The organism is Phyllobacterium sp. 628 (genome assembly GCF_014189505.1).
Classification (GTDB): domain Bacteria; phylum Pseudomonadota; class Alphaproteobacteria; order Rhizobiales; family Rhizobiaceae; genus Phyllobacterium.
Map to the genome: position 1 here is coordinate 2627167 of NZ_CP050301.1, position 13815 is coordinate 2640981.

The 13815-nt window shown below is 54.9% G+C and carries 14 protein-coding genes; 6 read left to right on the plus strand and 8 right to left on the minus strand.

Annotation, left to right across the window (positions count from 1 at the left end; all coding sequences use genetic code 11):
- Positions 1-95: 95 nt before the first annotated feature.
- Positions 96-626, minus strand: a complete 531-nt coding sequence (gene ssb / locus HB779_RS14495; RefSeq protein WP_188343047.1) for a single-stranded DNA-binding protein — start codon at positions 624-626, stop codon at positions 96-98.
- Between the two features lie 443 nt (positions 627-1069).
- On the opposite strand from ssb, the gene uvrA reads away from it, so the two are divergent.
- Together uvrA and HB779_RS14505 are read left to right on the plus strand one after the other, a co-directional pair.
- Complete coding sequence (gene uvrA / locus HB779_RS14500; RefSeq protein ID WP_188343048.1) at positions 1070-3991, plus strand: excinuclease ABC subunit UvrA; 2922 nt, start codon at positions 1070-1072, stop codon at positions 3989-3991.
- A 75-nt stretch (positions 3992-4066) separates the two neighbouring features.
- Entirely contained in the window at positions 4067-4867 is an 801-nt protein-coding gene (locus HB779_RS14505) for a DUF72 domain-containing protein (RefSeq protein ID WP_188343049.1), read from the plus strand.
- A 42-nt stretch (positions 4868-4909) separates the two neighbouring features.
- Here the strand turns inward: HB779_RS14505 and HB779_RS14510 are convergent, their stop codons facing one another.
- Positions 4910-5101: a hypothetical protein gene (locus HB779_RS14510; protein ID WP_188343050.1), complete on the minus strand. Its 192-nt coding sequence runs from the start codon at positions 5099-5101 to the stop codon at positions 4910-4912.
- A gap of 17 nt (positions 5102-5118) precedes the next feature.
- Between HB779_RS14510 and HB779_RS14515 the strand changes: the two genes are divergently transcribed.
- Together HB779_RS14515 and glnA are read left to right on the plus strand one after the other, a co-directional pair.
- Positions 5119-5457, plus strand: coding sequence for a P-II family nitrogen regulator (locus HB779_RS14515; RefSeq protein WP_008123000.1), 339 nt, complete (start codon positions 5119-5121; stop codon positions 5455-5457).
- Between the two features lie 65 nt (positions 5458-5522).
- On the plus strand, positions 5523-6932 hold the full coding sequence (gene glnA / locus HB779_RS14520) for a type I glutamate--ammonia ligase (protein ID WP_188343051.1): 1410 nt from the start codon (positions 5523-5525) through the stop codon (positions 6930-6932).
- A 46-nt stretch (positions 6933-6978) separates the two neighbouring features.
- Here glnA and HB779_RS14525 read toward each other — a convergent pair whose 3' ends face one another.
- From HB779_RS14525 to crcB, 5 genes are all read right to left on the minus strand, one after another.
- Positions 6979-7266 carry a HigA family addiction module antitoxin gene (locus HB779_RS14525; protein ID WP_188343052.1) on the minus strand — a complete coding sequence of 96 codons (288 nt, stop codon included), beginning with the start codon at positions 7264-7266 and terminating at the stop codon, positions 6979-6981.
- 11 nt (positions 7267-7277) lie between these two features.
- Entirely contained in the window at positions 7278-7556 is a 279-nt protein-coding gene (locus HB779_RS14530; RefSeq protein WP_188343053.1) for a type II toxin-antitoxin system RelE/ParE family toxin, read from the minus strand.
- 48 nt (positions 7557-7604) lie between these two features.
- On the minus strand, positions 7605-8396 hold the full coding sequence (locus HB779_RS14535) for an ATP12 family chaperone protein (RefSeq protein ID WP_188343054.1): 792 nt from the start codon (positions 8394-8396) through the stop codon (positions 7605-7607).
- 89 nt (positions 8397-8485) lie between these two features.
- The gene (locus HB779_RS14540; protein ID WP_188343055.1) at positions 8486-9478 is read right to left on the minus strand and encodes an RluA family pseudouridine synthase; all 993 of its coding nucleotides are present in this window, start codon (positions 9476-9478) and stop codon (positions 8486-8488) included.
- 36 nt (positions 9479-9514) lie between these two features.
- Complete coding sequence (crcB, locus tag HB779_RS14545; RefSeq protein ID WP_188345940.1) at positions 9515-9892, minus strand: fluoride efflux transporter CrcB; 378 nt, start codon at positions 9890-9892, stop codon at positions 9515-9517.
- Between the two features lie 203 nt (positions 9893-10095).
- Here crcB and HB779_RS14550 point away from each other — a divergent pair, with 203 nt between their 5' ends.
- The gene (locus HB779_RS14550) at positions 10096-11874 is read left to right on the plus strand and encodes a glucan ABC transporter ATP-binding protein/ permease (protein WP_188343056.1); all 1779 of its coding nucleotides are present in this window, start codon (positions 10096-10098) and stop codon (positions 11872-11874) included.
- A gap of 159 nt (positions 11875-12033) precedes the next feature.
- On the plus strand, positions 12034-12453 hold the full coding sequence (locus tag HB779_RS14555; RefSeq protein WP_188343057.1) for a lipocalin-like domain-containing protein: 420 nt from the start codon (positions 12034-12036) through the stop codon (positions 12451-12453).
- Between the two features lie 49 nt (positions 12454-12502).
- Here HB779_RS14555 and HB779_RS14560 read toward each other — a convergent pair whose 3' ends face one another.
- On the minus strand, positions 12503-13813 hold the full coding sequence (locus HB779_RS14560; RefSeq protein ID WP_188343058.1) for a replication-associated recombination protein A: 1311 nt from the start codon (positions 13811-13813) through the stop codon (positions 12503-12505).
- Positions 13814-13815: the final 2 nt, after the last annotated feature.

The window sequence follows — 13815 nt, forward strand, 5'->3', positions numbered from 1 at the left end:
CAAAGATGCGGACGTCCGTGTCTCTTAAACCGTGGGAAATACTCTTGTCATTGTATCACAGGTATTTCACCGCAGCGGCGCGATGCGTTCTCCGATCAGAACGGAATCTCATCGTCGAGATCACGCGAGAAATTGCCGCCGCCCGCATTGCTGTTGCCGGAGGAAGACGATGAACTGCCACGGTTGAAGTCCGAACCGTAATCGCCGTTGTCCGAAACCTGACCACGGCTCGAATTGTCGAACGAACGGCCGCCGCCGGAACCGGCGCCCTCGCCGCGTGAATCCAGCATCTGCAATTCACCGCGGAATTTCTGCAGAACGATTTCTGTCGTATAACGCTCGTTGCCGGTCTGATCCTGCCACTTGCGGGTCTGCAAGGCGCCTTCGATATAAACCTTCATGCCTTTTTTCAGATATTGTTCAGCAACCTTGGCGAGGTTGTCATTGAAAATGACAATATTGTGCCACTCGGTCTTTTCCTTACGCTCGCCGCTGTTCTTATCGCGCCAGCTTTCCGATGTGGCGATACTGAAACTGACGACGGGATCGCCCGAGCCCATTTTCCGAACTTCCGGATCTTTACCCAGATTGCCGACCAAAATCACCTTGTTGACACTGCCCGCCATAAAAATACTCCACAAAATTAGCTTTTCGATTTTGCGCCATCATACAGGAGCCACTCACTTCGAGGGCAACTGTCTGGCTCTATCCACAAAATACTGCTCTGCCTCAATCTCTGCCGTCCCGGCATACTGACACTCCTGCCAAAAGACTGTCAGCTGACACTCTCCTGACAAATCTGTCAGGAGGGTTTGCCAGGCACACATTTCCTCAATGCAACAATCCTGCGCATGAACGCGTTACACACTCAGCAAAGCCAAGTTTTGCGCCGGTTTTTGACCGCCTGCAATATTTGTTCTTTTTTTGTTCTATCACTTGCTCTATGGATGTCAACATGGCTATGGTGATTCCAACTCAGGTGCAGCCTCGTAATTTGCTGGAAACTTTCTAAATAAGGGAAAGACTCCGGCCAGCGAGCCAGTTCCTCCCCCATAACGGCGTGACAGTCATGAGCGATCAGAAATTTATATCCATTCGCGGTGCCCGCGAGCACAATTTGAAGAACATTGATCTTGACCTGCCGCGCGACAAGCTGATTGTCATGACCGGCCTGTCAGGATCGGGTAAATCATCGCTTGCCTTCGATACGATCTATGCGGAAGGCCAGCGGCGTTATGTCGAGAGCCTGTCGGCCTATGCAAGGCAGTTTCTTGAGATGATGCAGAAGCCGGATGTCGACCAGATCGACGGCCTGTCCCCTGCCATTTCCATCGAGCAGAAGACAACGAGCCGTAATCCGCGCTCCACTGTCGGCACTGTGACGGAAATCTATGATTATCTGCGCCTGCTTTATGCCCGCGTGGGCATTCCTTACTCGCCCGCAACAGGCTTGCCGATTGAAAGCCAGACTGTCAGCCAGATGGTAGACCGTGTGCTGGCGCAGGAAGAAGGCACCCGCCTGTTCATTCTTGCGCCCATCGTGCGCGGACGCAAAGGCGAATACCGCAAGGAACTGGCGGATTTGCAGAAACGCGGTTTCCAGCGCGTCAAGGTCGATGGAATTTTCTACGAGATTGCTGATGTTCCGGCGCTCGACAAAAAGTACAAGCATGACATCGATGTGGTTGTTGACCGCGTTGTGGTGCGCCCGGACATTTCGGCACGTCTTGCCGACAGTCTGGAAACAGCGCTGAAACTGGCCGATGGCATTGCATTGGCCGAATTCGCCGACAAGCCGCTGCCATCCGACGAGACCTCAAGCGAATCCGCCAACAAGTCGAAGAACGAGACGCACGAGCGTTTGATGTTCTCGGAAAAATTCGCCTGCCCGGTATCTGGCTTTACCATTGCCGAAATCGAGCCGCGCCTGTTCTCGTTCAACAATCCGTTTGGTGCCTGCCCCACCTGTGATGGTCTGGGGACGCAGAAGGCTATTGATCCCAACCTGATCGTGCCTGACGAAAGCCTGACATTGAAGGGCGGTGCGATTGCACCCTGGTCCAAGTCGAGTTCACCTTATTATAATCAGACACTAGATGCGCTGGGCGGCGCTTACGGATTCAAGCTTGGCGATCGTTGGCGCGATATCAACGAAGAAGCACAGAATGCCATTCTGCACGGCACTGGCAACCGCGAAATTCACTTCTCCTATGATGACGGTTTGCGTTCCTACAAAACGACAAAGCCATTTGAAGGGGTCATTCCCAATCTGGAACGGCGCTGGAAGGAAACAGATTCGGCTTGGTCGCGTGAAGAGATCGAACGTTTCATGTCTGGCACGCCCTGCCCGGCCTGTGGCGGCTATCGCCTCAAGCCGGAAGCATTGGCCGTGAAGATCGGCGGGCTGCATATCGGCCAGATCACGGAAAAATCCATCCGTCATGCGGATGCGTGGTTCAGCGATATCGACAAGAGCTTTAACGAGAAGCAGACGGAAATTGCGGCGCGCATTCTCAAGGAAATCCGCGAACGCCTGCGCTTTCTCAATGACGTTGGTCTCGACTATCTCGCCCTGTCGCGCAATTCCGGCACGCTGTCCGGCGGCGAAAGCCAGCGTATTCGTCTGGCTTCGCAGATTGGCTCGGGGCTAACAGGCGTGCTCTATGTCCTGGATGAGCCATCCATTGGCCTGCATCAACGCGACAATGAACAGCTGTTGAAGACGCTCCGACACCTGCGCGATCTCGGCAACACCGTTATTGTCGTCGAGCACGACGAAGATGCCATTCTGACGGCTGATTATGTGGTTGATATTGGGCCGGCTGCCGGTATCCACGGCGGCGAAATCATCGCGCAGGGCTCACCCGCCGACATCATGTCTAGCCCGAAATCGCTGACGGGCAAGTATCTGTCCGGTGCGATCGAAGTGCCGGTGCCTGCGGAGCGGCGCAAGCTCAACAAGAAGCGTATCAAGATTGTCGGCGCACGCGGCAACAACCTCAAGAACGTTTCGGCTGAAATACCCCTTGGCACCTTCACCGCCGTCACAGGCGTATCAGGGGGTGGCAAGTCAACCTTCCTGATCGAGACGCTGTTCAAATCAGCATCACGCCGCATCATGGGCTCACGCGAGCAGCCGGCAGAACATGACCGCATCGACGGGCTCGAATTCCTCGACAAGGTCATCGATATTGATCAGTCGCCGATTGGCCGCACGCCGCGTTCCAACCCGGCAACCTATACCGGTGCATTTACGCCCATCCGTGACTGGTTTGCCGGTCTGCCGGAAGCAAAAGCGCGCGGCTATCAGCCCGGGCGCTTCTCGTTCAACGTCAAGGGCGGCCGCTGCGAGGCCTGCCAGGGCGATGGTGTGATCAAGATCGAGATGCACTTCCTGCCTGACGTCTATGTCACCTGTGACGTCTGCCATGGCAAGCGCTACAACCGCGAAACGCTGGAAGTCCTGTTCAAGGGTAAGTCCATTGCCGATGTGCTGGATATGACTGTCGAGGAAGGCGCCGAATTCTTCGCTGCCGTTCCTGCCGTGCGCGACAAGCTGCAGACCCTGGCCAAGGTTGGTCTCGGCTATATCCATGTCGGTCAACAGGCAAACACGTTGTCTGGCGGTGAAGCCCAGCGCATCAAGCTCGCCAAGGAATTGTCACGCAAGGCTACCGGACGGACGCTCTATATTCTGGATGAGCCGACAACCGGCTTGCATTTCCACGACGTAGCAAAACTTCTTGAAGTGCTGCATGAGCTTGTTGACCAGGGAAATACGGTTGTTGTCATCGAGCACAACCTCGAAGTCATCAAAACAGCCGACTGGGTCATCGATCTTGGTCCGGAGGGCGGCGATGGTGGCGGCGAGATCGTTGCGGTTGGCCGGCCGGAGGATATTGTGGAGGAGCCCCGCTCCTACACTGGCAAATTCCTGAAGGAACTGTTGCAGCGGCGGCCGGGTACGCGAGCCCAAGCGGCGGCAGAATAAACAAAAACCCGCCGAAAACGGCGGGTTTTCGCTATCTATGATGCTTGAATATAATTTGCCCGGGAGGAGAAGGTTATGACAACAAGCGGAACAATTAGAACCGGCATTGGCGGCTGGATTTTCGAACCTTGGCGCGGCACCTTCTACCCCAAGGGTCTATCGAAAGCCAAAGAGCTCGAATATGCCGGTCAGCATCTCAGCACCATTGAGATCAACAGCACGTATTACGGCACGCAAAAACCGGAAACCTTTGCCAAATGGGCGAGCTCGGTGCCCAATGGCTTCATCTTCTCCGTCAAAGGCAATCGTTTCGTCACCAATCGCCGGGTTCTCGCAGAAGCGGGTGAATCGATGCAACGCTTTATCAAATCCGGTATTGCCGAACTTGCCGACCGGCTCGGCCCGCTGCTCTGGCAATTTGCACCCACGAAGAAATTCGATGTGGAAGATTTCGGGGCGTTCCTTGATCTTCTCCCTGATAAGGAAGGCGGCATCGCCCTGCGTCATACGGTTGAAGTGCGTCATCCCTCGTTTATCGATCCGGATTTCATCGCGCTCCTGCGCAAGAAGAATGTCGCCGTCGTTTATGCTCACCATTTCGACTATCCTGAGATCGCCGATGTGACAGCGGATTTCGTCTATGCCCGCCTGCAGAAGGGTGATGATGCTGTTGCGACTGCCTACCCAGCCAAAGAGCTTGATCAATGGGCAGATCGGGTCAAACTTTGGGCAAAGGGCGAGCAACCCGATGATTTGCCGCTCGCCGCTCCCGCTACGAAGCTTGAGAAGAAACCACGGGATGTTTTTGCCTATTTCATTCACGAGGGCAAAGTGCGCGCTCCGCAGGCAGCACAGGCTTTAAAAGAGCGTCTTTAATTCAGAGAAGAAACGGAAATGCCTTATTTATGATCAGTTTGATTATTTTTTCATCAAATGAACTTTGCGATAGGTCGTTTTTTGTTGAGCAGGGTGATCGTAAAATTGCCAATCACCCTGCTCCCGTATCGATAAAATAGAATTACCGGAAATATTTAGCGCATGCTCTCGACTTGGCATGCTTCCTGCTTTTTGTTGAGGCAAGCGGGCAAGAGGTCCGTTTAGCAATACCATAGGGAGATTGTTCTCTGATGAAGAAAATCGAAGCCATCATCAAACCATTCAAGCTGGATGAGGTGAAAGAGGCACTGCAGGAAGTGGGGCTTCAGGGCATTACCGTGACCGAAGCCAAAGGTTTCGGCCGTCAGAAAGGTCATACGGAACTGTATCGCGGCGCTGAATATGTTGTCGACTTCCTGCCAAAGGTCAAAGTCGAGATCGTTCTGGGCGATGAGTCTGTCGAGGCTGCCATTGAGGCGATCCGCAAGGCTGCACAGACCGGGCGTATTGGCGACGGCAAGATTTTTGTCTCCAATATCGAAGAAGTTGTACGTATCCGGACCGGCGAATCCGGTATCGACGCTATCTGACCTGCATTTCCATTGCTGGCTTCGCGGCCAGTCTGCCATCTCGTCGCTGAACAAGGAAAACTGATATGACGACCGCAAAAGACATTTTGAAACAGATCAAGGACAATGACGTTAAGTTCCTTGACCTTCGCTTCACCGACCCGAAGGGCAAGCTGCAGCATGTGACGATGGACGTTGCCGAAGTTGACGAAGACATGTTTGCCGACGGCGTCATGTTCGACGGTTCGTCCATTGCCGGCTGGAAGGCGATCAATGAGTCCGACATGGTTCTCATGCCAGACACCGATACAGTTCACATGGACCCGTTCTTCGCGCAGTCAACCATGGTTATCCTCTGCGACATTCTCGATCCGGTCTCCGGCGAAGCCTACAACCGTGATCCACGCGGCACTGCCAAGAAGGCCGAAGCCTACATGAAGGCTGAAGGCATTGGCGACACCATCTTTGTTGGCCCGGAAGCTGAATTCTTCGTCTTCGACGACGTGAAGTACAAGGCTGATCCATACAATACAGGCTTCAAGCTCGATTCCACAGAATTGCCGTCCAACGACGATACCGACTATGAAACCGGCAATCTTGGTCACCGTCCGCGCGTCAAAGGCGGCTATTTCCCGGTTCCGCCAATCGACAGCGCCCAAGATATGCGCTCTGAAATGCTCACGGTTTTGACCGAAATGGGCGTGCGCGTTGAAAAGCACCACCACGAAGTGGCTGCTGCCCAGCACGAACTCGGCATCAAGTTCGATCATCTGACACGCAACGCCGACAAAATGCTGATCTACAAGTATGTCGTGCATCAGGTCGCCAATGCCTATGGCAAAACAGCAACCTTCATGCCCAAGCCGATTTTCGGTGACAATGGTTCGGGTATGCACGTTCACATGTCGATCTGGAAGGACGGCAAGCCAACGTTCGCTGGCAATGAATATGCTGGTCTGTCCGAAAATTGCCTCTTCTTCATCGGCGGCATTATCAAGCATGCCAAGGCGATCAACGCCTTCACCAACCCGTCGACCAACTCCTATAAGCGTCTGGTTCCAGGCTACGAAGCTCCGGTTCTGCTGGCCTATTCTGCCCGCAACCGTTCGGCTTCCTGCCGTATTCCTTTCGGCTCCTCGCCGAAGTCGAAGCGCGTTGAAATCCGCTTCCCGGATCCGACAGCCAATCCTTATCTCGGCTTCGCCGCGATGCTGATGGCCGGCCTCGACGGCATCAAGAACAAGATCCATCCGGGTCAGCCAATGGACAAGGATCTTTACGACCTTCCTGCCAAGGAACTCAAGAAGATCCCGACTGTTTGCGGCTCACTGCGTGAAGCTCTCCAGAGCCTCGACAAAGACCGCGGCTTCCTCAAGGCTGGCGGCGTGTTCGATGACGACCAGATCGACAGCTTCATCGACCTGAAGATGGCTGAAGTCATGCGTTACGAAATGACCCCGCATCCGGTCGAATACGACATGTATTACTCGGTCTAATCAGACCCTTGCGCGACAAAGAAAACCCCGGCAATGCCGGGGTTTTTTATTGGATGTTGGCAAAGGGCTCGATTTTTGGTTGGTCTCGATGTTCGGCCTGCCAAAGATCATAATCAGCCTGAACACCAAGCCATATCCGGGCCTTGCCAATCCCTGCCCGTTCAAGACGAACCGCAAGGTCAGGACTTATCGGTGCCTTGCCATGCATGATCCGCGACAGTGTTTCGCGGGCAAAGCCGAGACGATGGGCAAGTTCGGTCCCAGTAATTTGCAATGCCGGCAAGACATCTTCCAGCAGCGTTTCGCCCGGGTGTGGAGGGTTGAACATCGGCATTGTATTGGTCCCTAATGATAATCCAGATAATCGACGAGTTCCACGTCGTTGTTGATGAACTGAAATATGAGCCGCCAGTTTCCATTTACAGTTATCGACCAGAAACCTTGCAATTCCCCGTGCAATATGTGGAGGCGCCACCCGGGAATATTCATGTCGTCTGGTCCTGTTGCCCGGTCCAAGAAAGCCAACATGCGAGACAACCGCTTGGAATGGGCAGCGTTGATACCTCTGGTCGAACCGCTCTCATAAAAGAGCTTCAGTCCCTTATGACGAAAACTTCGGATCATAAGATAATGTGATGTATCACATCACAGAAGACAAGTACAACTCTTGTCTTAGATCGAGATTGCCTCAAGCACTTTAACGGCAGCCACCATCTCGCGTTCGCGCAGAGCGCGGCGGGCGGCAGCTTCCGCATCTCCGCCCCACTGCTCTATGGTCCAGTCTTCATCGACATGCGCCAGTTTCCAGGCATCGTCACCGGAAATCCGGCCTTTGGCCACTGCAAGCGCCAGAATGGCCGAACCGGTGAGCGTGGTGATTGTATGGAGGGCCGCAACGGCAAAAGCATCCTTGAACTGCCCGAGATGCACGCCGAGTGCGGCCAGCGTCTCGCGTGGCTGCTCCACATACATGACACCTTCCGCCAGTACGAAACGAGCACCAAGATCAGAAGCGGCCCAATCAACAATCGGATCCCAAAGTTCGGTCTGACGATTGACCAGCCGTTCAGGCGAACCTGCACGGTAGCAAAGCATATCGGATGAAGCAAAGCGCAGCACGTCTTCAAGAACGACCTGCGGATCAGTGACAATCCCATCGATGGCGGTGTTGGCCAGCCGTGTGACAGGCATCTGCGCCGGGATAATATCCTTGTCCTGCGCCGCGAATTCGTCAGCAATCATCTGCGCCAAAGCACGGCTTGGCAGCAACAGGTCTTGCCGCGCCGGCGTTTTGACCCGCTTACCGTCTAGCTCAATTGCAAACTGGCCGTCGCGTTCAACCACAGTTACGACTTTGTAGAACCGCTTGGGAAACGGCAGATTCGACTGGATCTGCGCCCGGCGCACCGGGTCTGCATCGTTCAGACCTTCCTTGGTATCCATGCTGAAAGGGTCGTTGCTCATCGTCGTCGTCCGTGTGGTTTGCTTGGATTGACCGGCAATGCCGATGTAAGTTTCCCCACCGGCGCGCGCAAGTTACGGGTCAGCCAATTCTAATTGTCTTCGTCGCCGTCGTTTTCATCGAGACCGAGCAGGTTCCATGTCTGCACCATGTGCGGTGGCAAAGGCGCCGTTACGTCAATGATCCCTTTTCCCGATGGATTGGGGACGCGAATGCGCCGCGCATGCAGGTGCAAACGGTTCTGGATACCCCCGGGAAACGACCAGTTCGTATCTGCCTCGAAATATTTGGGATCACCGATGATCGGGCAGCCAATATGGGCCGCATGAACACGCAGCTGGTGCGTACGGCCGGTATAGGGTTCCATCTCCAGCCAGGTCAGCACCTGTCCGGCAGACTCGATCACACGATAAAACGAAACCGCGTGGTCGGAATCCGGTTCGCCGTGCTGGGCAACACGCATGCGATCCCCATCCGGCGTCGTTTCCTTGACCAGCCACGTGGTGATCTTATCCTCGCGCTTGCGCGGGATACCTTTCACCAGTGCCCAATAGGTTTTCTTGGTTTCACGTTCGCGGAATGCGGCAGTCAGGGCCTGTGCAGCGCCACGCGTGCGCGCCACGACAAGAACGCCCGATGTATCGCGGTCAAGCCGGTGCACAAGACGCGGCTTCTCGCCCTTCTTGTTGCGCCATGCTTCAAGCATGTCATCCACATGACGATTGACGCCGGAACCACCCTGCACTGCCAGCCCCGCAGGCTTGTTGAAAACAAAAACCTTGGGGTCTTCATAAAGCAGCATCTGGGAAAGCACGTCGCCATCTTCCCGGCCGCGAATGCTCTTTCCGGTCAAATGCTGATTTTCGGACTTGGCATCAACCGCCAGCGGCGGAATGCGAATGGTCTGGCCAGCCTGTAACCGGGTATCGGACTTGGCGCGCGATCCATCGACGCGAACCTGCCCGGACCGCAGCAGTTTCTGCAGGGGTCCAAAGCCCAAACCCGGATAATGTACCTTGAACCATCGATCGAGGCGCATTTCAGCCTCGCCCGTGTCAACTGTCTTCTGTTCTACCGCTGCCATAACTCATACCTTGTCTAGTCAGGCATGCGCTTAGCACTAAGCGACTGCTCTTGCGAGCCATAATCCAAAAAACAGCGCGCCAATGCTCAGTATGACGCTCGCGAGCACATAAATCAGCGCATTTAGTCCCTCGCCGCGGTCCCATAACAATGCCACATCGAGTGAAAACGATGAAAAGGTGGTGAAGCCACCCATGATGCCAACAGCAACAAACAGGCGCAACTGCTCTGACCCGTCGAAACGCCGGCCCAAAAGCTCGATAAACAAGCCCATAAGCAACCCGCCAACCACGTTGACTGTTAGAGTTCCCCAAGGAAATGCAGCCCCAACAATGCGGGTCATCAGCAGGCCCACGAGGTACCGCGCGACTGACCCGATCGCCCCACCCGACGCGACCAGTAATATTGCGTTCACTTGCTTGGCCTCCGGCGGTTTATTCTGTGAAGTCAAATATTTGACTCATCACGGGACGTTACAAAACGTAGAAATTTGTTCCTTGAATGGACGCGGAACCGTCACAACTTTAGAGCATTGAATATTGCAGTGCACAAGCACCTCATGCAGAGTAAAAATGGGGAATGTGCGCAGAAGCGGGCATAACAAGCGGAGTGGCCAAAGTGTCATTGTTACAGATCTATTGGAAATCTCTCCAATATCTCGGGGCGGAAAAACGTGCGACCACGTTTATCTGCCTGGTCAACGTTGCCTTGGCTCTGACCATGCTTTTCGAACCTGTTCTTGTCGGTCGTGTTATTCAGGCAATCTCCACTAAGACAGCTATTTGGCCTCCCCTAAGCCAACTGGCCGGTGTCGGCTTGTTCCACATCGTTGCCAATGTGCTGGTTTCGCGCGAAGCAGACCGGCTGGCCCATCGCCGCAAGCTTTCAGTGCTGACGGAATCGTATAATCGCGTCATCAGCATGCCGCTTGCATGGCATCATCAGCGCGGCACCTCCAATGCCATGCATACGTTGTTGCGCGCTATTGAAACGCTATTCAGCCTCTGGCTGGAATTTATGCGCACCCATCTTGCAACCATCGTGGCTCTTGGCGGCCTTGTACCGCTTGCCATTGGCCAGGACTGGCGCCTTGCCTCCGTTCTTGCAGTTTTGGGCGTAATTTATGTCATCGTCAGCCGCGTCGTTACCGCGAAGACGAAGGATGGTCAGGCGCAGGTAGAGCGTCACCACATCAATGCGTTCAGCCATGTGACCGACTCGATGGGCAATATCTCTGTTCTGCAGAGCTACAATCGCATCGACGAAGAAACCCGCGCGCTGCAGAGCTACACAAAGCAGTTGCTGGATTCGCAATATCCTGTTCTCAACTGGTGGGCTCTGGCTGCCGGTATCAACCGCATGGCTTCAATCGTTTCGATGGTTGTGATTCTGTTTCTCGGTTCGTACTTCGTTATGCAGAACCAGATGAACGTCGGTCAGGTTGTGGCATTTACAGGCTTTGCTGCCCTGTTGATTGGCCGACTTGATCAGCTCAGCGCGTTCGTCAACCAGATTTTTGCTGCCCGTGCCAAGCTCGAGGACTTCTACGAAATGGAAGCATCGGCTGCCTATCAGGCCGAGCCCAAGACCGTGCACGATATCGACAATGTCAAAGGCGACGTCGAGTTTGAGAATGTTTCGTTCGAGTTTGCCAAGTCCAGTCAGGGCCTGAAGAACGTATCGTTCAAGGCCAAAGCTGGTGAGACAATCGCCATTGTTGGCCCGACAGGCGCCGGCAAGACGACCCTGATCAATCTGTTGCAGCGTGTATATGATCCCAAGGAAGGCCGCGTCCTGGTCGATGGTATCGATACGCGCACCATCAGCCGCCGCTCGTTGCGCAATGCCATTGCAACCGTGTTTCAGGATGCCGGCATGTTCAACCGCAGCATTGAGGAAAACATCCGTGTTGGCCGTCCAAAAGCCAGTGACGAGGATGTTGCAGCCGCTGCTGCAGCAGCTGACGCCAGCGACTTCATCCTGTCGAAATCATCCGGTTTCGATACGATGGTCGGCGAACGCGGCTCGCAGCTCTCCGGAGGCGAACGCCAGCGTGTGGCTATCGCCCGAGCTATCCTGAAGGATGCGCCGATCCTGGTTCTCGATGAGGCCACCAGTGCCCTCGACGTGGAAACGGAAGCACGCGTGAAGGCTGCTGTCGACAAGCTGTGCCAGAACCGCACGACGTTCATCATCGCGCACCGTCTATCGACTGTTCGTGATGCCGATCTGGTGCTCTTCATGGATCGCGGCGAAATCGTTGAGTCCGGCAGTTTTGATGAACTGGCCCACCAGAATGGCCGCTTCACTGCGCTGCTCAAGGCCGGTGGCCTCAAGCTGGACGACGACACAACCAACGTCACGCCTTTCCCGCGCAAACCGGAAGCTGCGGCTTGAAACCATATACTCTAGCTTGAACAAAAGGCCGCTTCACCGAAGCGGCCTTTTACGGGAATCTGGTTCCGCTCAGATTTTCGCTTACAAGTTTAAAACTCCAAATTCCTGATCAAATTTCGCGACGGTTTAGTACCTTTGTTTGGGCCTGAGGAGGATGAAATGGTGAAGCCGGATGTTGACGCCCACTCGGTGCTTGGATGGTGGAAGATTTTATCTTTTCAGATCGAATTCGAAGATGGCGGCGCGCGTGCGGATACGTACGGTGTCAACCCACTCGGCCATATGGTCATTGAACGAGACAGGATGATGGCGATTCTCACATCCGCAGAACGGCCCGATAATGATCCGGCTGCCCTTTTCGAGGGCATGATTGCTTATTCCGGTTCGTGTCGGGTCGAGGATGGGGATAAGCTCATCATAAAGGTCGACACGGCTTGGCATCCGGCCTGGATTGGCACCGAGCAGGTTCGGTTCTTCAAGGTAGATAGCGGCGTTCTATCGATCACAACGACGTGGCAGATTCACCCGTTGTTTCCGGGGCGAATGGCCCGCGGTGTGTTGACCGCGCAGCACGTATAATGTCGAGCCCCTGCGGAAGCGGCTTTTTATATGCGGTTAAAAGTCGAGGCTACTCGCCGCGTTCAATCCTCAGGCGATTCCAGTATTCGATACGCTTGCGGATTTCACGTTCGAAGCCGCGTTCGGGTGGATCGTAAAACGTCTGACGGCCAAGTGCGTCAGGAAAATAGTTCTGTCCAGAAAATGCATCCGGCTGATCATGGTCATAGGCGTAGCCCTTGCCATAGCCCTCACCCTTCATCAGCTTTGTCGGTGCATTAAGAATGTGTTTGGGCGGCACCAGTGAGCCATTTTCCTTCGCTGCACGCATAGCCGCCTTGTAGGCGACATAGACCGCATTGGATTTTGGTGCCGTTGCAAGATAAACACAGGCCTGCGCCAAGGCCAGTTCGCCCTCGGGCGAACCCAGATAATCATACGCATCCTTGGCGGCGTTACAGATGGCCAGTGCCTGCGGATCGGCAAGACCGATATCCTCGCTCGCCATGCGCACAAGCCGTCTGCCAATATAAAGCGGATCTTCACCCGCATCGAACATCCGGCAGAGATAATACAGCGCCGCATCAGGATCGGAACCCCGCACTGATTTGTGCAGTGCTGATATCAGATTGTAATGACCGTCCTGTCCCTTGTCATAAACCGGCGCCCGGCGCTGTACGATCTGCTGCACCCGCTCGGCATTGAAGACTTCGCCCTCGCGTACCGCGCGCCAAACTTCTTCCGCCAGCGTCAGGATCGCTCGCCCGTCGCCATCAGCCATGCGTACAAGGCTTGCCCGCGCCTCATCGTCCAAAGGCAGCGGTTTATCCTCATGCTCCTCGGCGCGCTGCATCAGCGCCATCAGGCTTGATTCATCATGCGGATGGAAAACGAGTACCCGCGCACGCGACAAAAGAGCGGCGTTGAGTTCAAAGGATGGATTTTCCGTTGTGGCACCAACCAGCACAATCGTCCCGTCTTCCATCACAGGCAGGAACGAATCCTGTTGGGCGCGATTGAAGCGATGAATTTCGTCAACAAATAGCAATGTCTGGCGGCCGGACATTTTGCGGGCGCGGGCGGCCTCAAACACCTTCTTCAGATCCGCAACACCGGAAAAGATGGCGGAGATTTGCTCGAAAGCCAGCTTTGTCTCACCCGCAAGCAAACGCGCAACTGTCGTCTTGCCTGTGCCGGGCGGACCCCAGAAAATCATCGAACCGAGCGAACCCGATTCGATCATACGCGTCAGCGCACCTTCCGGGCCGGTCAGGTGCTCCTGACCGGTGACTTCCGCAAGGGATCGCGGACGCAAACGGTCGGCAAGCGGCCGGCTTCGATCCGAAGCCGGATCATCTTGGGCCGAAAACAGATCCGTCATTG